Raw genomic sequence first — 20,490 nt, 5'->3', positions numbered from 1 at the left:
CTACGTCCAGGTCATGACGCCGGTTCGGTCGCCGTGCGGCGTGGCAGACAGAGTTGCGCCGCGAGGAGGCCGGCAGCACCGACCAGGATCCACAGTGCCCAAGGGCCGATCGCGTACACGGCGCCGCCGATGAGCGGTCCGGCGCCCGTGCCGATCGTGTACGCGACGCCGTACAGACCCTGGTAGCGCCCGGCCATCCGCGGTGGAGCCAGACTTCCCAGGTAGGCGGCCGCGACGGAGCTGGACATCATCTCGCCGAGCGTCCAGATCAGTACCGTCACCGACAGCAGGACCATGCCGTTCATGAACCCGGTCAGCGCGAGACCGGCACCGATCAGCAGGTTGCCGATGGCAAGTACGTACTCCGGCCGGTATCGGGAGACCACGCCGGTGGTGGGCAGCTCCAGCACCAGCACCACCAGACCGTTGAGCCCGATGAGGAGTCCGAAGTCGCGCGCGCTCAGACCCACGTCACTGACGTGCAGGGGCAGACCGACGGTGGACTGGATGTAGACGAACTCGCCGACCAGAGTCATCACCAGGAATCGGACCAAGGCGCGGTCGGCGAGCGCCTGCCGGTACCCCACCGGCTGGTCCGCCTGCTTCTCTGCGCCGTTGGACCGCGGGTGGGGCGCGTCCCGCAGCAGCACCGCCACGACCACGCCGAACAGCAGGCATGCGGCGGCATTGCCCAGGAACAGCTCCGCATAGGAGGTGCTGGCCAGCACACCGCCGATGACGCCGCCCAGGGCAGCGCCGATGTTCATCGCGAACCGGAACACCGCGAAGGCGGCGAGGCGTTGCTGGTTGGTCGAAACGGAGTCGAGCAGCACCGCGGCTGCGGCCGGCCGGTAGATCTGCGACGTCACGCCGATGAGACCGACCACCGCGACTATGGCCGGTAGTGACCCGAGGGACGGCACGATCGCCGTCAGCCCGGCGGTGGGTACGGCGGACAGCACGATGGTCCACCGCCGCCCGATCCGGTCGGCGAGGTAACCACCGACGGCGTTGCCGAGCACGTTGCCCAGACCGGACACGCCCAGCACCAACCCCGCGGCGCCGGCGGAATAGCCGCGCTCGGTCAGGTACAGCACGATGAACACGGGCAGGAAGTTGCCGACCCGGTTGACGAGGATGCCGAGGCTGATGATCCACACCCGGCCGGGCAGGCTGCGCAGCGCGTCGCGGAATCGCGGCTCGCCGACGTCCGACCGGTCCGGCGGCGCGGTGCTCACGGGATGGGCTCGGTGCGCACGTGGATCGCCGCGGCCAGCCGCCTCCCGTGGGCGATCGCTTCGGTGGCGGTTGCACCGCGGGCGACGACGTGACCGACCTTGTCCTCGTTCCAGGTCAGCGGCGGTACCACGTCACCCGGTCCCACCTTCAACTGGAGGTCGACGAACGCCGGGTCCGCGCGTACGGCGTCGACGCCGGTCACCTCCACGACCCGACCCGGCTCCGGCGTGAGGAACCGGACGGCCGCCCCGCCTCGAGCCTCGGGGGACGTGGTCAGTGGCTCGACGAGGCCGAACCCCGCGCCGAGCGCGTAGCGCTCCATGTCGACGCCGTAGGCGATCTCGGCCAGGTCGTTGATCCGGTCACCGCCGATGCGGTTGTGCGACTCGACGATCCGTGGGCCGCGCGAGGTCAGCTTGACCTCGGTGTGCGCTGGTCCGTTGCGCAGGCCAACCGCGTCGAGGAACTCCGTCACCAACCGGGTGACCTCGCGCAGCGTCTCGGCCGAGCAGCCGCTGGGCTGCGAGTGCCCGATCTCGACGAAACCAGAGCCGCCGACCTCCTTGTCCGTCACCGCGACGACCACGTGCCGGCCGTCGAAGGACAGGGTTTCGACGCTGATCTCCGGGCCGTCCAGGAACTCCTCCATGAGGAACTCGTCGAAGGATTCGGCGTCGGACAGGTCCCCGATGACCCAGTGCCCGTCGTCGAGGGATCGGTACCGTTCGGCGACGACGTCCACATCGGCCCGGTCGCGGACGCGGAACACCCCGAGGCTGCCCGATTCGCGGATCGGCTTGACGATGATCGGGAGCCCGTTTGCCTCGACGAACTCCCGAACGTCCCGCCCGGACCGGCCGACCGCCGAGGCCACCGGGCTGATGCCTCTCGCGGCCAGGTGCCGGCGCATCCGCCACTTGTCCAGCAGGAGTTCCACGGTCGCGACGGACTCGCCGCCGAGGCCGAGCGCCTCGTTGATCCGCGCCGCCGGCAGGAGTCCGAGTTCGAACAACGACACGGCCGCCTGGAACGGGTACGCCTCGTGCAACGCGCGGGCCAGTGGCAGGAGCCGGTCGATGTCGCCGTAATCGAGTAGCAGCGCCTGATCGACGTACGGCGAATGCTCGAACGCGTCCGGGAACTGGACAAGAACCACATCCAGCCCGAGCTCCCGAGCCTTCCGCAGGTGTGCGAGCTTGCCGCCGACAAGCAGAACGCGAGGCCGTCCGGTGCTGACCATCTACTTCCTTCCGCTACGGGTGTACCTGCCGCTGCCTACGAATCTGCAGCTCTGAGGTAGGCCCACACATCGGAAGTCCTCCCTATCCGCGCTCGTCGGCAGGTCCCTAGGGAGTCCGGGGAACACCTCATGGCGCATGGTGGGGACATGGATCTTCACTTGAGTGGTAAGACGGCACTCGTCACCGGTGCGAGCAAGGGAATCGGATTGGCGACGACACGTGCGCTCCTGGCCGAGGGCGCCAAAGTCGTGGCGGCCGCCCGGACCGTCGACGGAGAGCTCGGCTCGTTACCGATCGAGGCTGTTGCCGTCGACCTCAGTACGGCGGAGGGCCCGGGACGTCTCGTGGACGAGGCGATCTCGCGGGTAGGCGGTTTCGACATTCTGGTGAACAACGTCGGCGCGGTTCGGCCGCGGCCGGCCGGAGTCACCTCGGTGACCGATGCGGACTGGCTCGAGACGCTGACTCTCGACCTGCTGTCAGCGGTCCGGACGACCCGGGCCGCCGTACCCGTCCTGGTCGAGCGGGCGGGCGCCATCGTCACCGTGTGCTCGGTGAATGCGACGCTGCCGGATCCCCTGGTGATCGACTACAGCGCGGCCAAGGCCGCCTCGCTGAGCTTCTTCAAGTCGTTGTCCAAGGAGCTCGCGCCACGCGGCGTCCGCGTGAACACGGTCAGCCCCGGCCCGGTGGCGACGGATCTGTGGCTGGGCACGGGAGGCGTCGCGGAGACTGTCGGCGGTGCGGTCGGTGCACAACCAGGTGACGTCGCGGCCCAGGCCGCGGCCGCGTCCCCCTCGGGTCGGTTCACGCGGCCCGAGGAGGTCGCCGACGTGGTGGTGTTCCTGGCCAGCGATCGCGCCGGCAATCTCATCGGCGCCGACATCATCATCGACGGCGGTCTGACACCCACCATCTGAGGCGTGCGTTCGTTACCGGTCGGGCCAGGTGGCCTCGGTGACCTGGCCGCTGAGTACGTCGACGGTGAGGCGGACGGGTCCGTCCGGCAGGACGTAGAGGTCGTAACGGCCCGTCGGGACGTCGGCGAAAACCGCCGAATGGACGAGGTGTCCGTCGGGGGATGACCGGGGAACCACCGCCACGTGCGGAAGACGATGGCCCCCGTGCGCGCGCCCGTGGCCATGTCCATGTCCATGGCCGTGGGTGGGCTCATCGTTTTCGTGTGCGGGTGGTGGCCCCCCGGCCGGGCGGCGTTCGATCTCGGCGTCGTCCAGGTCGGCGGGGGTGGTGACGACGATCGCGCCGACGCCGTCGCCGATATCGAGCAGGACCGAGGAACCCTTGCCGGCGTGGGGATTCTCCTCGGCGTTCGTGAGCGGCCTGGTCATGACACTGCGGGCATACCGGGCCTGGACGAATAGCCGCCGGCCGGCGTACCGAGGTACGGGAACCAGGTGAGGTAGTCGGAGTTCGTGTTCGACGTACCGTCCTTGATCGCCCCGGCCGCGTCGTCGGGCTTGAACGTGGGATCGACCAGCGGAATCGTGAGGCCGGCGATCGCGCGGAGTTCGACGGTGACGACATCGTCGAAGACCCGGCGCCCGTTCGGGAAGCCGGCGGCGTCGCCCGCCACCAACCCGAGCGGATTCGGCTTCTTCGCCGGCGGTACGGCGACGTTCAGCCGCAGCATGTCGGCTTGGACCGTGCCGGTGAAGTTCTGGAAGCCGGGTACGACGCCCTTCGGAATACCGGTCAGCAGGATCGCGGCCAGATCGGCCCGGGCCTTCTTGTACGCCGCCAGCCGCGGGAACACACCCGGGTAGAGCACCGGCAGCAGTCCGGCGAGCTCCGGCTTGGTGACGTACTGGGCGAAGGCCTTGTCGTCCTTGGGGGCGCGACTGTTCCACTTGTCCTTCTCCGCCATCGGCACGATGACCTCGTTGAACAGCGGGTTGCCCAGCCGGGAGACCTGCTTGAACGGGCCGTGCCAGATCGGGGCGCCACCCAGGTCGTCGAGGATCCGGGACTCCTGGCGGCTCGCGCTGGCGTAGACACCGATGACGGATTTCGGATCCAGCACGTCCTTGGGAGTGCTGCCGTCGCGGGTCAGGTCGCTGATCGGGACCTGGAGCGCGATCGTGTGCACGTTGGATCCCTGCAGCCCGTTGACGCCCATCGCGGCGGCGGACGGGATCAGGTGAGCCATCTGGAACGGCCGCAGCGTGCCGAGGTCGAAGATGCTGCCGAGGTCGGCGAAGAACCCGTCGGCGCGCTGGCCGGCGAAAACCTGGCGGTTGCGGCCGATGGTGTGGATCGCCGTCCGCGCCAGCTTGGCGTAGTTCGGCGTACTGCGGACTCCGACGTTGACCGGGGGAGCGGCCAGGTCACGCGCGAGGATCCGGGACCGGCCGTTCTCGACGCGGGTGACCGAGTAGAACTGCGGGCGGTTCCAGGTCGGGTCCTTGAGCGAGGTGATCGGGCCGGTGTTGTACAGGAACGTCTTCTTGTTCCGGATCTTGGCCTGGAAGCGGAACTGGTAGCTGATGTCGGCCCGGCCCGTGCCGCTGTTGGAGATGTGCAACTGGTAGAGCACGTCGTCGCCGAACTCGTAGAAGTTCGGGCCGCCGTACGGGTTCTGGAACGGGATGAAGTTGGCGATGATCGTGACCGTGTCCGGCTTGTCCGGGGACACGAACGCGTACACGTCGGTGTTGTCGGCGACCGGGTCCTTCGAGATCTCCGGCGCTTCGCGGTGCGAAGACATGACAGTTTCCTTCCTCAGGCTGTGGTTTTGCCGGCCAGGCGGGCGGCGAGCTCGCGATCGGTGACCAGGACCTCGCGCTGGCCGACCAGGATCGCCAGCTGTCCCTTCTGCACGTCCTTCACGTGGACGACGAACGACTCCGCGGTGGCCAGGTCGACCGGCTCCAGCGGCTTCGCGGCATCGGCGGAATGCTCACCGAAGATCTTGGGTGCTGCGACCGCACCGACCGCGGCCGCGGTTCCGGCGCCCGCGAACACCAGGAATCCGCGGCGTGTGGCGTCACTCATGACTGTTCCTCCTTGTCCAGCGACCACCGGCGTCCACCGGCCGTCGAGTGTCCTTCGACGCGGTCCGCCGCCTGGATAGGCCTGGAGGAGAAGGCAATCGCCACGAACCCTGACCGTCCAACGGTCAGGGTTCGTGAAGCGATCGTTTGTGTTGGTGCTGTGCGGTCAGCGGGTGGTGGTCACTGCCGCCCGTGGGGTGTCGGGGCTGAGGTTGCCGGCGTGGATGATCAGGAGGTTCGCGGCGACCGTGAGGACGAAGGTGGCGGCCACGACCCGGTGGTCGAGGCTCCACAGCGCCAGGCCGGCCAGGCCGAAGAACGCGATCTTCACGATGGTCGTCACCACCGGGCTGCCGTAGTCCGCGGTCGGTGCGGCGAACAGGCCCCACACGATCGCCGCGATCACCGGCAGGCCGATCGCCAGCATCACCCGCAGCGCGAGGTGGTCGCCCGTGCGCCAGCCCCACCAGGCGAAGATGCCGAGGCCGCCGAGCTCCATCCCGAAGGCCACGCCGAGATTGCTCCAGCGCCAGATCTCGTCCATCGTCGTACGCTCCTCACATTTCCGAGAGCAGTGCTCTCTCTTGGTTCCAGTGTGGGTGATTCCTGCGCAGAAAGCAAGAGCACTGCTCTCGAAAGTTGCCACCGCTCTCTGCCGCGGCGACAATGAGGCGATGACGGAGACCGCGCGGCAGCGCCAGCACCGGGAGACGATGGCCGACATCCTCCGGATCGCGCACCAGCAGCTCGCCAGGGAGGGCGCCGCCGCCCTGTCCCTGCGGGCGATCGCTCGCGAGCTCGGCCTGGTCTCGTCGGCGATCTACCGCTACGTGCCGAGCCGGGACGAGCTGCTGACACTGCTGATCGAGGAGTCGTACAACGCCTTCGGCGACGCAGTGGAGGCGGCGGAGTCCCGCTGCCGCCGCGACGACCTGGGTCGCCGCTGGCTGGCCATCGGCCGTTCGGTACGCCGCTGGGCGGTCGCGAACCCAGCCGAATGGGCCCTGCTCTACGGCAGCCCGGTCCCCGGCTATCACGCGCCCCCGGAGCGGACCACAGCCGCCGGAAGTCGCGTACCCCTCCTAGTACTCCGTCTGCTCGCCGACGCAAAGGTCAAACCGACGTCCGAGGATCCCCCGATGACAGCCGCACTCCACCGCGAACTGGACCGGCTGCGCCCAGGCCTGCCCGGCGAGCTGGCCCCGGAGGTGCTTGCCCGCGGTCTACTGGCGTTCTCCTCGCTGTGCGGCCTGGTGAGCCTCGAACTGTTCGGCCAGTTCACCAACACCGTCACCCAGTTCGCTGGCCACCTCGATCACCAGCTAGCCCGTCTCGCCGCCGTACTCGGCCTCCCCGACCCAGCCTGACCAGGCGGCTCATTCATAGTCGTCCTCGACGGCCTTTCGGCTATCTGCCTGGGGCGACGTCCAGGACTGCGCGGGCGAACGCTTCTGGTGCCTCCTGCGGCGGGTTGTGGCCGATGCCGGGCAGTTCGCGCCGATCGAAACCGCCGGTGAACAGCGGCTCGTCGACACTCGAGTCATCGGGGCCGAGGCCGTCGGCGAGGGCGTCGAGCGAAATGGTCGGCACGGTGATGGCGGGCGTGGTCGCCAGCACTTTCTCGAGGTGGTCGTAGCGGGGGTCGCCGGGAGCTGCGCCGCGTCGGTGCTGGTATGAGTGGATCACGGTGCTGACGAAGTCGGGATTGTGCAAGCTGGGCGAGCTGGCTGCAAAGGCCGCGGCACAGTCCGCCCAGGTCGGCGACCACTGCCGCCACAACAGCCCGCAGAGTTCGTCGGTATAGCGCTCCAGCCCGGCGCGTCCGCGCTCGGTCAGGAAGTAGTGGGTGTACCAGGCGGCGCTCTCGGCTTCCGGAGGCGCGGGCTCGGCGGACCGGGCGATGTCCTGGATGTTGTACCCGCCCACTGTGACCAGGCCGATGACCCGCTCGGGCGCCACGATCGCCGCGATGCAGGCCGCCCGGCCGCCCCAGTCGAAGCCTCCCACGACGGCGCGTTCGATCTCGAGTGCGTCGAGCAGGTCGAGCAGATCCTGGCCGAGCGCACCCTGCTGACCGGAGCGCATGATGTCCGCGCTGCGATACCGGGTTGGCCCGAATCCCCGCAGGTACGGGGCCACAACGCGCATCCCCGCGTCGGCGAGGACTGAGGCCACCTCGTCGTAGCAACGCACGTCGTAGGGGAAGCCATGCAGGAGTACGGCGGTCGGACCGTCTGCCGGCCCTGCTGTGTCGTAGGCGATGTCCAGGACCGGTGTCGAGACAGTTCCCGACTTGTTCACACCGCTCGGATCCATCGAGGTCCTCCTCGTCGATCGACTGCTGCCCAACCCCATCAGCGTCTCACTGACACCCGGCCGGTCGGGTGGCCGCGTCGTGTCAGGCCGGCGGCGGGGTGGTGTCAGGGCAGGCCGGGATGGTCGTCTGCATGACGAACAACAGCACTCCCTCGATCACCCTGACCGACCAGGACAAGCTCACCCTGGCGACCGCCGCGCACGGCGCCGTCGCGCTCATCGCTGCCGCCGGCGTGAAATCGGCCGGCAAGGTCGCCGTCGCCGGCGCCCTCGCCCTGGCCTCCGCGACCGGCCCCGTCGGGCACGCACTCGCCGAGAAGCAGAAGGGCGTGAAACTGAACGGCAAATCCACTGCTGAGCTGGCCGACAAGGTCCTGCCGGCCCTGACCGCATCCATGAGCCTCCTCAAGCAGCAGGACCCGTCCGAGGCCGCCAACTTCCGCAGCACCGTCATCACCTCGATCGACGCCGGCGCCCGAGCCGAACGCGGCGGAACCGGCCCCGCCATGACCGAAATGATCCGCAAAATCACCAATGCCCTCGACGCCGCCTAACGGGACCCGTCCCGTGCCGCCATCCACCACGGAAGACCGATTCGGGGGCAGCCCCTAGAGCTGCCCCCGCCGGGTCACAGCGTCGACTCCAGGTCCCCTGCGCCTGCCAAGCCACAGTCTCACAAGGCCGTCGTAGGTAGTCGCGAACCGATCGAGCTACGCAGGATCGTCAACCATGCCGGTACGTCGTCCGCGACCGCATCGTGGGCTCGATCGAGATCTATCAAGGGCGTGGGGCGAGTGACACGCTGCAAGGATGTGGATCAGACGAGTTTTGGTGACGCTGCTGGCAGCGTCCGTGGTGGGGCTTTCGCTCGTCGGTGCACCTGCAGTACAGGCGGCGACAGACCCCAAGCTCAAAGTGACGGACGTGGCGATCAGCCGTACGGCGGTCGCGGTGTCCGGTCTCAACACAGTGCCGGTCCAGATCCGGGTGACGGGCGGCTACGACTCGACCGAACCCGGCGACCAAGATCTTCCGCTGGTGGTCTATCTCCAGCGGACCGGCGGCACGGGACCGCTGGTCCGACTGGTCTCGACCGATCTGGTACGGGTGTCAGGAACGCTACAGAACGGCGTCTGGGCAGGTCCGGTGAATGTCCCCTCGACGGCCAACGGCACGTTCAAGGTGATCGGGGTGACGAGAGGCCCGTTCTTCTTGCTCATGTTGGGCAACATGCCGCCTGATCCGACCCCGTTCGACGGGCCGACGTTGGCGATCACCGGATCCCACCTGCCGAAGCTGACCGCCAAGGTCAATCCGCCGGTCGTGCCGTTCGGCTCCGGATTCAGCATCACCTGGGCAGTGACCGACGCGCAGACCGGCAAGCCGTACGGGACCAGGATCGCCGTGCGGCTCGACAGCGACGAGGGCTGCCTCGCAGGCTCTCCTGGTCCGAACGATCTCCGCACCAGCACGGCTGGACTGCTCACCAAGGCCTACCCCGCCTCGGCCGCCGTCTCCCTGCATTGCCTCCGGATCCGGAGCAATCCGTTGGACATCGCGAGCGTCGGGGCCGTCGTGGCTCGGCCGGGCATTGTGTCGGCTGTGCCATCGAGGACCAGTGCGCCGGTGGGGACAGTTGTCCTGGTCAACGGGAATGTGCTCGGTCCGCCGGTTGGGTGTCTCGTTCACCTGCAGCGGCTGATGGGGGCGACCCAGTGGCGGACGGTGAGCTCGGGGTCGGTCCGGGCGAGTGGGCGGTTCACGGTGACCGCTCAGCCGGCGTACAAGGGTTTGATCCCGTACCGCGTCTACTTCCCGACCTGCCACAGATACCAGGCAGGACTCAGCCGCACCTTCTACATCCGCGGTCTGTGAGTCAGAAGGCCGAAGCCTCCCGCTCCTTGCGGGGTGGCTTCGGCCTTCTGCTGGTGGCAACCGCCGGCTGCCCCAGGTGTTCTTCGTCCCCGCAGTCCTGACCACGTTCGCGACCGCGCGCCCCGAGCGCCGCCTCTGAAGGAACCCGGTTTTCGGGGTCACGACACATATCCGGTGAGAGCCCCTTGTGGGGGACGATCTGGAGGTGGCGGAGTGACGACGGTGGTGGTGGAGGGATCGGATGGGTTGCCGGCGACGATGAGTGATCGCGAGCTGTGGCGGCGCGCGGTGGACGGGGAGTCGGGGGCGTTCGGCGTGCTGTTCGACCGGCACGCCAAGACGGTCTACAACTTCGTCTTCCGCCGGATCGCCTCGTGGAGCGATGCCGAAGACCTCACCTCCTCGGTGTTCCTGCACGCGTGGCGCCGACGCGGTGACGTGGTCCTCGTCCACGACTCCGCGTTGCCGTGGCTGCTGCGGACCGCCGACTACGTGATCCGCAACGAGAAACGCAAACAGCGGTTCCGATGGCTCAACAGCTCCCGGCAGGTGCCGGCGACGGACGAGCCCGACCACGCCGACCGGGTCGCGGCCCGGATCGACGACGAGCGCGAGGCTAGGCAGTTGCGGTCGTTGTTGCGCAAGCTGCCGCGGCACGAACGCGAGATCGTCGAGTTCTGCTTCTGGACCGGCCTCGATCCGCAGTCCGCGGCCGTCGCCCTCGACGTACCGCTCGGCACCGTGAAGTCGCGGCTCGCCCGCGCGCGCAAACATCTTCGCGAGCTCAGCCTCTCTGTCCCGGACGAGGCGGTCCGGACCGAATCCTTGGAGAACCTGCCGTGAACGACCTGCTCACCCGCCGGCCCGACCGGCCGCTCCCACCCGGGCAGCACGAGAAACGCCGCGCCGACCTGCTGGCAGCGATCGACACCGAGGAATCCCGTACGCCGCGCCGCCCGTGGGTGCCGCTGAGTGCGGCTGCGGCGGTGTTCACGGTGGTAGCCGGCCTCGCGGTCGGCGTACGGGTACTGAAGCACGACGACGCCGTCACGCCGGCGCACCCGCAGCCTGCTACCCGGGAGCTGTCGACCGCGGAGACCAAGACACTGCGGGCGCAATGTGAGGCCGAGGCCAACCGGATCACGGCCAACGGCATCAAGCACCCGTTCCGGGACTACCGGACGGTGCGGGCCTTCGAGATCACCGGCTTGAAGGATCCGAAGATCGTCACCACCTGGCTGATGGGGTCCGGCGAGCAGGTCTACAACAAGGGGCCGAAAGACATCAAGCCCAGGAGCGAGCCGGCCTACTGGTTCTGCAGCCGCACCGCGGGCGGAGTGATCAGTGAGTCGAGCGTCAGGTTCGGAACGAAGGCCATGCTGCTGGGTGGACCCGTGTTCGGGTTCGCCCGCAACGGCGGCGTCTACACGGCCCCGGTGGTCCGGGTGACGGTCCAGCCAAAGGGAAAGCCGGAGGTCGAGGCCGTTCTCCACGACGGGTTCTGGTTCGCACCCACCGAGGGCCGCACGAAGTGGGGTCCGTACGACGCGGACGATCCAGCACGCAAGGACTACGTTGTCCGCGGGTACGACGCGAACGACCGGCAGGTCTACGCGACCACCGATCCCCCGGACACCCGCGAATGCACGCTTCCGTACACCAGGACCTCCCGCGACGGCACGACGACGACAGTCACCCCGACCGTCGCGCCCGTCTGCAAGTACTACAACTGGCCGTCCTGATCAGTTGCGTCAGGCAACGTGCTGGGTACGCCGCAAGACGACCAGCGGGATCGGGCGGTGTGTCCGCGAGCCGAAGCGTCCGACGTCCGGGTAGCGGGCCACCACCTCCTGCCAGAGCTCGTCGCGCTCGACCCCGCCCGCTTCTGCCGCATGGACCGCAACGACGTCGGTGCCGATCTCGACCGCGGCGTCCGGATGAGCTCGGAGATTGTGCAGCCAGGCGGGATCGCTCGGCTCGCCTCCGTTGGACGCGACGACGACCACGCGGTCGCCGGCATGGCAGGAGTACACCAAGGGCGTGACCCGCCGCGCGCCGGTTCGCGCACCCACGTGGTGCAGGAGCAGGACGGGCGTCCCAGTCAGAGGCCCGCCCAGGCGGCCGCCGTTCGCGCGGAACTCGGCGACCACCTGGCTGTTGTCCGGACCTGTCATGAGGCGAATCCGTAGGTCAGCGCGACCTTGCCACGGTCGAGCTTCCGCACGTCGAGCAGCTCGGCGCTGCGTCGTGGTGAGGTCGCGAACAGCGCGGTGCTGTCCGTGCCGGCGACGAGCGGGTACGTGATCAGCCGCAGCTCGTCGACCAGGCCGGCGTCGATCAGGGACGCGGTGATGCGCGCTCCACCGATGAGGTAGATGTCCTTGCCCGGCTGCTGCTTGAGTGCAGCCACATCGTCGATCGAACGCAGGAAGGTCGTGTTCGGCCACGACGTGGTCTGCAGCGTGCTGGACAGCACGTAGTGGGGCGTCTGCTTGATGAAGTCGGCCCACTCCCGCTCGGCCGGCGTCGGCGGCTCGCTGGTGAGCCACACCGGCGTCTCCGGCTTGGTCTGGATCCCGGTCCAGTACGACTCGTAGCCGGGGTACATGCCTCCGCCGAGCAGGCAGGCGTCGATCTGCGGCGTCAGGCCGTAGTCCTCCGACCATGCCTCGACCCAGTCGGCGGTACCGTCCGGGCCTTCCACCTTCGCGTCGAGCGACATCTTCATGGCGGCGATGAGCTTGCGCATTGCGTCCTCCGTCTGCTGTGCGGCCGCCCGTCCGTCGGACGGCCTACACAGACAGACCCGCGCCGCTCCGCCGATTCGTCGTGCGCAGCGAAAGTTACTCTTCGGATGGCAGTCCGAACGCCGGGAACAGGCCGGGGTCCTGGAACGCGACCATGCGCGTGATGCCGGCGGGAGAGACGGTCAGCACGATCACCGCGTGCGCGCGGTGGACGCCGTCAGGGCCGCGTGAGTACACGCCCAGCGCGTCCTGATCGTTGGCCCGGGTCCGGACGGTGCGCAGACCACCGGGTTCGAGCAGCAGGGTGGCGCCGAGGAAGCGGGCCACCGGATCGCGGCCGGCGAACCAGGTGAGCAGCGGCGGCATCTCCAGGGTGGCGTCCGCGCGCAGTAACTCGGCTACCGCCGAGGCGTCCGCGCGCTCGATCGCTTCCGCGAACCGCTCGACGAGTCCACGCCGCTCCGCCTCGCCCGGCTCCGCGACGTCGTCGACCACCGGCGTCGAGCGGGCCACGTCGGCACGAGCCCGCCGCAGCGCGCTGTGCACGGCGGTCGGGGTTGTCCCCAGCAACTCGGCAACCTCGGCAGCCGACCACTGCAGGACATCGCGCAGGATGAGTACGGCGCGAGATCGGGCCGAGAGATGTTGCAACGCGGCGACGAACGCGAGCCGGATCCCCGCGCGCGACATCGCCACCGCCGCGGGGTCGTCCGGGAGATCACCGAGGAGAACGTCCGGGTACGGCTGAAGCCACGCCACCTCCGGTCCGTCCACCAACGGCACCTCCGGGTCGGTGCTCGGTGCGCCGAGACCCGATGGCAGCGGCCGGCGGCCACGGCGCTCGATTGCGGTCAGGCAGGCGTTCGTGGCGATGCGATACAGCCACGTCCGTGCCGATGACCGGCCCTCGAAGCCGTCGTACGACCGCCACGCCCGCAGGTAGGTCTCCTGCACCACGTCCTCGGCCTCGTCGATCGAACCGAGCATGCGGTAGCAATGCGCGAGCAACTCGCGGCGGTACGTCCCGGTGAGCTCAGTGAACTCGACACTCGTCGTCACAACTTCCCAGGCTACGTCGCGACTTGGTGGGAATGGACCGACCGTTCGAGGGCGGACCCTCCGGCCCACAGGCGTTGGAGTTCGTCGCGTAGCCTACTCGCGCGGTGAATGACTGCGGGCCCCGCAGAGATCGGCGGCGATACTGAATAGTCGGACGCGTTCTGATTGCCGATGCTGTTGATCGTCTTGGTGATCGAGTGAGCGATGGTAGATCTGCCGCATGACGCGGTCGGCGGCGTCGGCCGAACCGAGCATGAGATGGCAGAACAGTCGCAGCTGTGCGTGAAGCTCCTCCTTGCGCTGGGTGATGTTTTCTGGTTCGGACATGCCGTTGGCCGTGTCAGAGCCCGAATAGTGGAAACAGCCCTGAGCCGTGGAACGCGACGATCCGGTGGACGCCCTCGGCTGTGAGTGTCAGTACGTGCAGCGCATGTGGGTGGTGTGCGCCGTCGCGGCCGCGGGCGTACACCGCGAAGGCGGGTTGTCCGTTGGCGGAGGTGGGGACCAGTGCGGCCGGTCCGATCACTCGCATCTGTTTGGCCAGGAAGGCGAGGATGGTGTCGCGGCCTTCGAACCAGGTCACGATCGGCGGCATTTCCCATCTGGCGTCCTCGGTCAATACCGCGACGAGTTGATCGACGTCCGCGGTTTCGAAGGCGGTGACGTATCGGTCGAGCAGGGCCCGCTGTCGTGGCTCGGCGGGTTCGGTCAGGTCGTCTTGGCTGAGCGGAACCTGGGCTCGGGCGCGCTGGAGCGCGCTGTTGACGGCCGCTGTCGTCATCTCCAGCAGTTGCGCCACCTCGGCGGTACGCCATTGCAGCACGTCGCGGAGAATCAGAACGGCTCGCTGTCGCGGCGGCAGCTGCTGGAGCGCTCCCACCAGCGCGAGCCGCAAAGTCTGTCGTTCCACCACGACCGCCGCCGGATCGGCCGGTGCGGTGGTGAACAGGAAGTCGGGTATCGGCTGGAGCCAGGGCACCTCTCGAGCTTGTGCGCCGAGCGCCGCATCCAGGTCTGTCTGGGGGGCGCCGAGATCCGCGGGTAGAGGCCTGCGTCTACTTTTTTCCAGCGCCTTGAAACACGCTCGGGTCGCGATTCGGTACAGCCAGGTACGCAGCGACGACCGTCCCTCGAACGCGTCGTAGGCACGCCAGGCGTCGAGGTAGACGTCTTGCACCACCTCTTCGGCCTCGTCGACCGAGCCGAGCATGCGGTAGCAGTAGGCGAGCAGCTCACGCCGGAACGGTTCGCTCAGCCTTCCGAAATCCTTGTCGCCGGCCTTGGCTTCAGTCATGGTGTGCATAATCCGCCGATTCTGTGGTGGCGGATCGCACGGCTCGCCCGGTCGGGCCGTGGCGCGGGTCGGCTCCTGTTCCTTCGCCAACAGGCGCAGGCGGGCGGCCTCCCATTCCGCCGGGCGAGACGACCTCGGCCCGGTAAGTATTGTTCATCGTGATGTCCCTTGTGAGAAGGAATTCGGATCAGTGGACGGCGATGTCAGCCATCTCGATGGCGACGAAGACGATCTGGTCGTCGCCCATTGGGGCATGGGCCCGTCGCGTGGCGGGGATGATGATGCCGTCGACGTCGCGGTAGTCGGCGGCGTAAAGCTGTGATTCGGTCGTCGGGTCGACGATGTCGATGGTGAAGTCGTGGCGGCGCAGCAACCCGTCCGGGCCGAAGCAGAACACCTGCGTGCGGGTGTGGCTCTTGATGTGGTCGGGGAAGATCACTTTCAGCCGCCGCCATGTTTCACCGTCGGCCTCAATCGGGGCGATCTCCTCGCAGACGAACCCGGGCCAGGTGAACAGGAACGGCGTATTCAGGTACGTCCACAGTGCTTCCCCGGTGAAGTACGCGAGATGCAAGTCGTCCCACGGTGTGTGGAACTCGTGGCCGGCGAACGACCGCTCCGGGTTGTCGCGTGCGTCGACAACTGTGCCGTCGGGTTGCTGCAGAACTACCCGGTCGGGCTGGAACACCGAGCGTCGGTCTTGACTGACGTAGTCCATCGTCAGCTGTTGCTGTGTGGTGTCCACCTCCAGGCGAACGTCGCTCATCGCGTCCGCTTTTCCCTTGAGCTGCCAGAAGGCCCCGCTGATAGCGGCCTTGACGTTGATCGTCTTGATCTGGTTCCACCGGTCCAGACCACCGTGTGCGGCGACCGCGGTCGCGAGTAGATCGTTCATGGGTTGCTCCTTGAATTGAACGGTGCCCCGGCCGCCGATGGGAGTGGCAGCCGGGGCGTGTTGTGATCAGTCGACGATGATTCCGCCGGTCAGGTTGGCGACAGTTCCTGTCATCGCAGATGCTTGGTCGGAGGCGAGGAACACCGCCACTGAGGTGAGTTCGGCCAGTGCGGTGGGGCGTTTGCGGTGGGTCATCGAGGTGACCATGGCGGTGAATTGGTCTTGGGGGATGCCTAGCGCGTCGGCGTGCAGCCCGTAGACGACGTCGATGGTCGGTGTTTCGACCATGCCCGTGGTGCGCAGGCAGATCGAGCGGACACCGTGCTGTGCCCATTCGGCCGACAAGGCGCGGTTGAGGGCTTCCATCGCCGCCCAGCCCACGCTCATGCCCCCGACCAGTGGCAGACTCACCCGGGCGGGTTCGGGTGTGTGCATCATGATCACTCCCGATCCTTGGGGGATCATGTGCCGTGCCGCCGATTTCGCGGTGATGAAGTGGGCCTGGGCGTAGGTCGTGATCGGTCGCATGAAGTTGTCGACCGGTAGGTCGGTGAACGGGATGCCCTGCAGCCCCTGCGGAGGGATTCCGATCGCGTTGAACGAGACGTCGATGCGACCGGCGTTGGCGATGACGGCGTCGAGGTGTTCGGTGACGGATTTCTCGTCCAGGGCGTCGACCACGGCGGTCTCGACCGCTCCACCCGCGGCGGAGATCTCCTTCGCGACCGTGTCGATGACGTCGAGATTTCGCGCGGTCAGGAACACCCTGGCACCTTCGTGAGCGAAACCACGGGCCACCGCACTACCGACCGCGCCGCCCGCGCCGTAGACGACGACATTCTTGTTTTCCAGCAACATATCCTTCTCTTTCTGGTTGTTCACGCCATAGCGTGAAGTCCGTGGCCGGTGAGCTGGTACTCCCGGTGCTCGTCCTGGTTGTCGGTGTCCTGGCACAGCCGCGCGATGTCGGCGTCGACGATGGCCGGCGTGAGAAGCGGTTGCAGTGCCGCCGCGAATGTGCCGGTGTCGATTCCCTGCCGATGGGCGTATGCGGCGACCCCGGCCGCGCCGAGTTCGGTGGCAGGCGTCAGTTGCGGCTGCACGGTGGCGAAGCCGGTGCCGAGCTGGGCGCGGCGGGATTCATCGGCGGCGTATCCGGCGAGAAATCGGATCATCGCCTTTGCGCCCGAGTATCCGCCGCTGGGCGGTGAGCCGCGCAGGGCAGCCCCGCTGGATATCGCCACCACCAGGCTGCCTGGCGTCAGCGGGTGGCGCAGTGCCGCGCGGATCCAATGGAAAGCGTGTTGGGTGTCGACCTGCCAGTTGCGGCTGAACGATTCCCAGGACTGTTCGTGTACCGGCCTGATGGCGGGTGTCGCGCCCGCGTGCGGCAGCGATGGCCGATCCGAAGCCGCGGCCCGCTCCGGTGACCACCGCCGTGGTCTGTGACTGGCGCGATGAGCTCATACCTATACAGAGGCGAGCTCACCGCGAAAGTCATCGCTGCGGCTCGGTTCGGGTTGCCCGACACGGATTCGTCGAACAACCTCAGCGCCATCACGCCATGCCTGGCGGCACCGTTGTCCGTTGAGGGGAACCCCAACCGGACACCCTTCAACGCTACGGCCGGACAACGATCCGCCGCCTGACGCGACGTCTCACAGAGGGTGTCCGATCATTTGTCCGGCGACCGAGGGCTATCCGTGACGGCGCTGGGCGACGCCTCCCCAGCGCAGTGTGAGCCGCCGGCAGATGCGCGACACGTGTCTGCCGACTGGTTCGCGACCGGCGGGAACCCTGGGCGCCGGCCAACGCACGCAGCCGATGGTCGTGAGAGCTCCAGGAGGGCCGTGTCCGGGAGCGGTGCGAGTTCGGCACTGTGATCATGGGCTCGTGGACCAGAAGAAATCGCAACAAGTCGATGGGACCAGTGACAGTTGCGACGGTGCCCCGGCATCCAGCGACGGTTGGCTGACGTGGCCACGGCCGGTACATGGTCGCGAGTGGGTCGACGTCGGCGGGAGTGCCTGGCGGATGCGCGGTGGACCGCTGGATGCCAAGCGGGCCAGACGGCTCATGAGGCGCCCAGACGTTCACGTCGTACGCGCCTACGAGCTCAATGTGTCCGAGGTATGCGGCGCCGAGCGCGATGCCCTACTGGCGCGCGTGGAAGAATTCCTTGCCGGGAACGCGCCTCCCCATAGCGAGTTCGAACTAGGTGACTTTCGCGATCAGAACCACCGGGTCACGCTCATGGTTCAGGAGAGCTGCTGACAGCAGATTTTTCTGGATCGCGGCCACTCAAGGTAAACAATTCAGACTGAACCCCCAGCCGCTCTCGCCGATCGATGGTGGCCGGCCAGGGATGTCACGTCTTTATCAGGACGTAATTGCCGCTTCCCTTGTGGTTGTGTGTTCCACCGGCCGGGCAGGTCCCTTGAGACGCGCTGCCACCGAATGATAGCCACTGACACCTGTTGCACCAGCGCCAGTTGTCCTGAGTCTCGGGAATTGAATGAGACGTATTTTGAATAAGGTCGTAGTTTCCGCTTCCCGCGTGATCGTGCGATCCACCAGCAGGGCAGGTTCCTGGAGACGCGCCTCCGCCGCAGAATGCTCAAATCTACAAATGCGAGGTTCGCACTGGCAGGCAGTTACCGCTACAGGGCAGTCCCCCCGCGTGAGTCCGATCTGGCGCCTTCGGCGCGCCGGGCAGGGCTGCGGGGAGCGCATCGCCGTCCTCGTCCGGCGCCGGGTCGACGACTTTCACCGGACTGCTCGGGGGTGCCCCTGCGAACTTCGGCAACAACGATATTCAGCGTCACGACCGGATGGCAGGCAGTGGGTTGGCGAGCCCACAGTCCGCCGTGCATCGGCTTCGACTTCGAGCGCCGATAGCCGCTTATCCGTCCGTGATGGTGTCATCCAGGTCGGCAGCGGCATGATGCGTAGCATGCGAGGTCCCTCAGCGCTCGGGCATGTGTCGCTCAGGCGTGCGGTGACGGAGACATACCGCCGTGTGTTCCGGCCGCCGTGGGAACTGCCGGCCGCGCTGATCGGCAACGCGCTGCTGATGACGGCGGCCTGGTTCCTCCTGCCACCTCAGGTTCACGACTGGCTGTTTGCCTTGCACGGGCCGCTGGCCTTTCCGGTCCTCCTGGCTACCTGGATGCTTGCGGATACGCCGTCCACAAACGTTGTGGGCCAGGATCCCGGAAAGGCGGTGTCAGTCCTGAACGATGGCGCGGCGTTCCGGACGTGGCTCACCGCCCGCTGCCTCGTGCTCGCATCGCTCGTCGGGCTACCGTGCGCTCTGATCGCTCTCGTCATCGGCGTCCAGGGCCAGCACCCTGTCAAGGTCGTCGCCGCCTCCGTTGTTCTGGTGATCCTGCCGCTCGGGATCCTGCCCGTGGCAGCCTGGCTCGGCCTCGTGTTCCCGTACAACCCGCGACCGCTGCGATGGCGACGGCAGCATCGAAGCGATCGGCGGACGACGATTCGCTGGGGGATCCTGTTGGTCGCTCCGTACCTGGTCGTGCCGGCGATCGCGGCGACGCTCATCCTCCCGTCGATCGTCGCCGCACGGTGGCTTTTCGAGGCACCCGGGCGTCAGCTGACGCAGCCGCAGTTCGTCGCAGACGCCCTGATGATCTGCGCGACGGCGCTCGTGGTCGGATGGCTCGGACTGTGGGTGGCCGGCCGACTGCGGCAACGGCGCCACGACCGGTTGACGACATACCTGCTCGACTCCAACGCCGGCTGATTGATCACCAGCCAGGCGTGGAAGTCTCGTCGAGCTGCACTCGCGCCAGTTGACTTACAGTGTCGGCTCGAGTTTGAAGTCGTGCTTGTGGTTGGTCAGCCAGTCTTCGAGGGACTGGAGGGCCGGGTTCAGGTCGCGGACCTTGGTGAGGTTGCGGTCGCCGGTGAAGCGGGCGGAGTCCTCGGCGTAGAACTGGAACATGTTGGCGATTTCTACTGCCAGGGGGAATTGCAGGGCGCGGAACTCGTCCCAGGTGAGGGGCTGGTAGGTGATGTCCTCGCCCAGGGTGTCCTTGAGGGCGACGGTCAGGGCTGCGGCGTACTGGTCGCCGGTCAGGTGGTCGCCGGCGATGCTGACGGTCTGGCCGATCAGTTCGGGGCCGCGGCGGAAGACGCCGAGAGCGGTGCGGCCGATGTCTTCCGAGGCGATTCCGCTGAGGGGCTGGTCGGCCATCGGCATGTTGAGGATCAGCTTGCCGTCGACGTTGCGGACCGGCTCCATCCCGCTGATCAGCGAGTCGAAGTAGAACGTCGTACGGAGGAAGGTCGTCGGTACGCCGTACTTCGTGAAGAGCGCGTCCGCCTCGCCCTTCGCGTCGAAGTGGGGGACCTTGTAGCGGCCGTCGTCGAGGCTCGGTACGTCGTCCCGGCCGGCGAAGAACGGCCGGGTGTCCTCGAGCGTCGACCAGATCAGGTGCTTGACGCCGGCGTCGCGCGCGGCCTGCGCGGCGGTCTCGGCCTGGGCGAGCTCCATCTCGGCGCGAGACCGGGCCGCCTCCTGCTCGGGAGTCCGCTCGACCCAGTAGTTCGTCACGACGAAAGCGCCGTACGCGCCGTCGAACGCGGCCCGCACGCTCGCCTCGTCGTCCAGATCGGCCGCGACCACCTCGGCGCCGGCGGCCGCGAGTTCCTTCGCCTTGGCGGAGTCCGGGTTCCGGGTCAGCGCCCGTACGGCGAACTCGTGCGACGGATCGTCGAGGATCGCCCGGGCCAGTCCACCGCCCTGTGCTCCGGTGGCTCCGACGACTGCGATCAGCTTCTTCTCACTCAT

At 67.7% G+C, this 20,490-nt stretch carries 23 protein-coding genes; 7 read left to right on the top strand and 16 right to left on the bottom strand.

The window, feature by feature from the left end:
* Positions 1 to 11 precede the first annotated feature (11 nt).
* Positions 12 to 1,238, bottom strand: a complete 1,227-nt coding sequence (locus tag OG876_RS04955) for an MDR family MFS transporter (RefSeq protein WP_328523560.1) — start codon at positions 1,236 to 1,238, stop codon at positions 12 to 14.
* A complete protein-coding gene (locus tag OG876_RS04950; protein ID WP_328523559.1) occupies positions 1,235 to 2,479 on the bottom strand; it encodes an ATP-grasp domain-containing protein in 1,245 nt (414 codons plus the stop codon). Before OG876_RS04950 ends, OG876_RS04955 begins: the two co-directional genes overlap by 4 nt.
* A 147-nt stretch (positions 2,480 to 2,626) precedes the next feature.
* Between OG876_RS04950 and OG876_RS04945 the strand changes: the two genes are divergently transcribed.
* Entirely contained in the window at positions 2,627 to 3,400 is a 774-nt protein-coding gene (locus tag OG876_RS04945) for an SDR family oxidoreductase (RefSeq protein ID WP_328523558.1), read from the top strand.
* Positions 3,401 to 3,412: 12 nt separating this feature from the next.
* Here OG876_RS04945 and OG876_RS04940 read toward each other — a convergent pair whose 3' ends face one another.
* The 4 genes from OG876_RS04940 to OG876_RS04925 all read right to left on the bottom strand — a co-directional run bounded on the left by OG876_RS04940 (position 3,413) and on the right by OG876_RS04925 (position 6,035).
* Positions 3,413 to 3,829, bottom strand: coding sequence for a hypothetical protein (locus tag OG876_RS04940; RefSeq protein ID WP_328523557.1), 417 nt, complete (start codon positions 3,827 to 3,829; stop codon positions 3,413 to 3,415).
* Entirely contained in the window at positions 3,826 to 5,205 is a 1,380-nt protein-coding gene (locus tag OG876_RS04935; protein ID WP_328523556.1) for a DUF4331 domain-containing protein, read from the bottom strand. Before OG876_RS04935 ends, OG876_RS04940 begins: the two co-directional genes overlap by 4 nt.
* A 14-nt stretch (positions 5,206 to 5,219) precedes the next feature.
* Complete coding sequence (locus tag OG876_RS04930; protein ID WP_328523555.1) at positions 5,220 to 5,492, bottom strand: twin-arginine translocation signal domain-containing protein; 273 nt, start codon at positions 5,490 to 5,492, stop codon at positions 5,220 to 5,222.
* A gap of 165 nt (positions 5,493 to 5,657) precedes the next feature.
* A complete protein-coding gene (locus OG876_RS04925; RefSeq protein WP_328523554.1) occupies positions 5,658 to 6,035 on the bottom strand; it encodes a YrdB family protein in 378 nt (125 codons plus the stop codon).
* A 130-nt stretch (positions 6,036 to 6,165) separates the two neighbouring features.
* Here OG876_RS04925 and OG876_RS04920 point away from each other — a divergent pair, with 130 nt between their 5' ends.
* Positions 6,166 to 6,858: a TetR/AcrR family transcriptional regulator gene (locus tag OG876_RS04920; protein ID WP_328523553.1), complete on the top strand. Its 693-nt coding sequence runs from the start codon at positions 6,166 to 6,168 to the stop codon at positions 6,856 to 6,858.
* Between the two features lie 40 nt (positions 6,859 to 6,898).
* On the opposite strand, the gene OG876_RS04915 is transcribed toward OG876_RS04920, so the two are convergent.
* The gene (locus OG876_RS04915; RefSeq protein WP_328523552.1) at positions 6,899 to 7,807 is read right to left on the bottom strand and encodes an alpha/beta fold hydrolase; all 909 of its coding nucleotides are present in this window, start codon (positions 7,805 to 7,807) and stop codon (positions 6,899 to 6,901) included.
* A 131-nt stretch (positions 7,808 to 7,938) separates the two neighbouring features.
* On the opposite strand from OG876_RS04915, the gene OG876_RS04910 reads away from it, so the two are divergent.
* From OG876_RS04910 to OG876_RS04895, 4 genes are all read left to right on the top strand, one after another.
* Complete coding sequence (locus OG876_RS04910; protein ID WP_328523551.1) at positions 7,939 to 8,361, top strand: hypothetical protein; 423 nt, start codon at positions 7,939 to 7,941, stop codon at positions 8,359 to 8,361.
* A 256-nt stretch (positions 8,362 to 8,617) separates the two neighbouring features.
* Positions 8,618 to 9,682 (top strand): hypothetical protein, encoded by a 1,065-nt coding sequence (locus tag OG876_RS04905; RefSeq protein WP_328523550.1) that lies wholly within the window; start codon positions 8,618 to 8,620, stop codon positions 9,680 to 9,682.
* Positions 9,683 to 9,895: 213 nt separating this feature from the next.
* The gene (locus OG876_RS04900; RefSeq protein ID WP_328523549.1) at positions 9,896 to 10,525 is read left to right on the top strand and encodes an RNA polymerase sigma factor; all 630 of its coding nucleotides are present in this window, start codon (positions 9,896 to 9,898) and stop codon (positions 10,523 to 10,525) included.
* Positions 10,522 to 11,424 carry a hypothetical protein gene (locus OG876_RS04895; protein WP_328523548.1) on the top strand — a complete coding sequence of 301 codons (903 nt, stop codon included), beginning with the start codon at positions 10,522 to 10,524 and terminating at the stop codon, positions 11,422 to 11,424. Before OG876_RS04900 ends, OG876_RS04895 begins: the two co-directional genes overlap by 4 nt.
* Before the next feature lie 9 nt (positions 11,425 to 11,433).
* Here OG876_RS04895 and OG876_RS04890 read toward each other — a convergent pair whose 3' ends face one another.
* From OG876_RS04890 to OG876_RS04855, 8 genes are all read right to left on the bottom strand, one after another.
* The gene (locus tag OG876_RS04890; protein WP_328523547.1) at positions 11,434 to 11,856 is read right to left on the bottom strand and encodes a nitroreductase family deazaflavin-dependent oxidoreductase; all 423 of its coding nucleotides are present in this window, start codon (positions 11,854 to 11,856) and stop codon (positions 11,434 to 11,436) included.
* Positions 11,853 to 12,431 (bottom strand): dihydrofolate reductase family protein, encoded by a 579-nt coding sequence (locus OG876_RS04885; RefSeq protein WP_328523546.1) that lies wholly within the window; start codon positions 12,429 to 12,431, stop codon positions 11,853 to 11,855. Before OG876_RS04885 ends, OG876_RS04890 begins: the two co-directional genes overlap by 4 nt.
* A gap of 94 nt (positions 12,432 to 12,525) precedes the next feature.
* Positions 12,526 to 13,488, bottom strand: coding sequence for a sigma-70 family RNA polymerase sigma factor (locus tag OG876_RS04880; RefSeq protein WP_328523545.1), 963 nt, complete (start codon positions 13,486 to 13,488; stop codon positions 12,526 to 12,528).
* A 93-nt stretch (positions 13,489 to 13,581) separates the two neighbouring features.
* A complete protein-coding gene (locus OG876_RS04875) occupies positions 13,582 to 13,815 on the bottom strand; it encodes a hypothetical protein (protein WP_328523544.1) in 234 nt (77 codons plus the stop codon).
* A gap of 13 nt (positions 13,816 to 13,828) precedes the next feature.
* Positions 13,829 to 14,791 (bottom strand): sigma-70 family RNA polymerase sigma factor, encoded by a 963-nt coding sequence (locus tag OG876_RS04870; RefSeq protein ID WP_442914101.1) that lies wholly within the window; start codon positions 14,789 to 14,791, stop codon positions 13,829 to 13,831.
* A gap of 178 nt (positions 14,792 to 14,969) precedes the next feature.
* Positions 14,970 to 15,677, bottom strand: a complete 708-nt coding sequence (locus OG876_RS04865; RefSeq protein WP_328523542.1) for a hypothetical protein — start codon at positions 15,675 to 15,677, stop codon at positions 14,970 to 14,972.
* Positions 15,678 to 15,743: 66 nt separating this feature from the next.
* Positions 15,744 to 16,535, bottom strand: a complete 792-nt coding sequence (locus OG876_RS04860) for an SDR family NAD(P)-dependent oxidoreductase (RefSeq protein WP_328523541.1) — start codon at positions 16,533 to 16,535, stop codon at positions 15,744 to 15,746.
* 20 nt (positions 16,536 to 16,555) lie between these two features.
* Positions 16,556 to 17,071: an SDR family oxidoreductase gene (locus tag OG876_RS04855; protein WP_442914160.1), complete on the bottom strand. Its 516-nt coding sequence runs from the start codon at positions 17,069 to 17,071 to the stop codon at positions 16,556 to 16,558.
* Positions 17,072 to 18,630: 1,559 nt separating this feature from the next.
* Between OG876_RS04855 and OG876_RS04850 the strand changes: the two genes are divergently transcribed.
* A complete protein-coding gene (locus OG876_RS04850; protein ID WP_328523540.1) occupies positions 18,631 to 19,440 on the top strand; it encodes a hypothetical protein in 810 nt (269 codons plus the stop codon).
* 54 nt (positions 19,441 to 19,494) lie between these two features.
* Here OG876_RS04850 and OG876_RS04845 read toward each other — a convergent pair whose 3' ends face one another.
* Positions 19,495 to 20,490, bottom strand: a complete 996-nt coding sequence (locus OG876_RS04845) for an NmrA/HSCARG family protein (protein WP_328523539.1) — start codon at positions 20,488 to 20,490, stop codon at positions 19,495 to 19,497.

This window comes from Kribbella sp. NBC_00359, from assembly GCF_036097425.1.
In the GTDB taxonomy this organism is placed as follows: Bacteria; Actinomycetota; Actinomycetes; order Propionibacteriales; family Kribbellaceae; genus Kribbella.
The sequence above is the reverse complement of the archived record's forward strand: the minus strand, read 5'-3'. Positions and strand labels throughout refer to the sequence as shown.

Coding starts and splice junctions, on each gene's coding strand:
- OG876_RS04925 (WP_328523554.1), bottom strand. CDS start 6,035: ATGGACGAGATCTGGCGCTGGAGCAATCTCGGCGTGGCCTTCGGGATG.
- OG876_RS04905 (WP_328523550.1), top strand. CDS start 8,618: ATGTGGATCAGACGAGTTTTGGTGACGCTGCTGGCAGCGTCCGTGGTG.
- OG876_RS04935 (WP_328523556.1), bottom strand. CDS start 5,205: ATGTCTTCGCACCGCGAAGCGCCGGAGATCTCGAAGGACCCGGTCGCC.
- OG876_RS04885 (WP_328523546.1), bottom strand. CDS start 12,431: ATGCGCAAGCTCATCGCCGCCATGAAGATGTCGCTCGACGCGAAGGTG.
- OG876_RS04930 (WP_328523555.1), bottom strand. CDS start 5,492: ATGAGTGACGCCACACGCCGCGGATTCCTGGTGTTCGCGGGCGCCGGA.
- OG876_RS04870 (WP_442914101.1), bottom strand. CDS start 14,791: ATGCACACCATGACTGAAGCCAAGGCCGGCGACAAGGATTTCGGAAGG.
- OG876_RS04945 (WP_328523558.1), top strand. CDS start 2,627: ATGGATCTTCACTTGAGTGGTAAGACGGCACTCGTCACCGGTGCGAGC.
- OG876_RS04915 (WP_328523552.1), bottom strand. CDS start 7,807: ATGGATCCGAGCGGTGTGAACAAGTCGGGAACTGTCTCGACACCGGTC.
- OG876_RS04865 (WP_328523542.1), bottom strand. CDS start 15,677: ATGAACGATCTACTCGCGACCGCGGTCGCCGCACACGGTGGTCTGGAC.
- OG876_RS04860 (WP_328523541.1), bottom strand. CDS start 16,535: ATGTTGCTGGAAAACAAGAATGTCGTCGTCTACGGCGCGGGCGGCGCG.
- OG876_RS04920 (WP_328523553.1), top strand. CDS start 6,166: ATGACGGAGACCGCGCGGCAGCGCCAGCACCGGGAGACGATGGCCGAC.
- OG876_RS04890 (WP_328523547.1), bottom strand. CDS start 11,856: ATGACAGGTCCGGACAACAGCCAGGTGGTCGCCGAGTTCCGCGCGAAC.
- OG876_RS04875 (WP_328523544.1), bottom strand. CDS start 13,815: ATGTCCGAACCAGAAAACATCACCCAGCGCAAGGAGGAGCTTCACGCA.
- OG876_RS04845 (WP_328523539.1), bottom strand. CDS start 20,490: ATGAGTGAGAAGAAGCTGATCGCAGTCGTCGGAGCCACCGGAGCACAG.
- OG876_RS04950 (WP_328523559.1), bottom strand. CDS start 2,479: ATGGTCAGCACCGGACGGCCTCGCGTTCTGCTTGTCGGCGGCAAGCTC.
- OG876_RS04940 (WP_328523557.1), bottom strand. CDS start 3,829: ATGACCAGGCCGCTCACGAACGCCGAGGAGAATCCCCACGCCGGCAAG.
- OG876_RS04910 (WP_328523551.1), top strand. CDS start 7,939: ATGACGAACAACAGCACTCCCTCGATCACCCTGACCGACCAGGACAAG.
- OG876_RS04850 (WP_328523540.1), top strand. CDS start 18,631: ATGCGAGGTCCCTCAGCGCTCGGGCATGTGTCGCTCAGGCGTGCGGTG.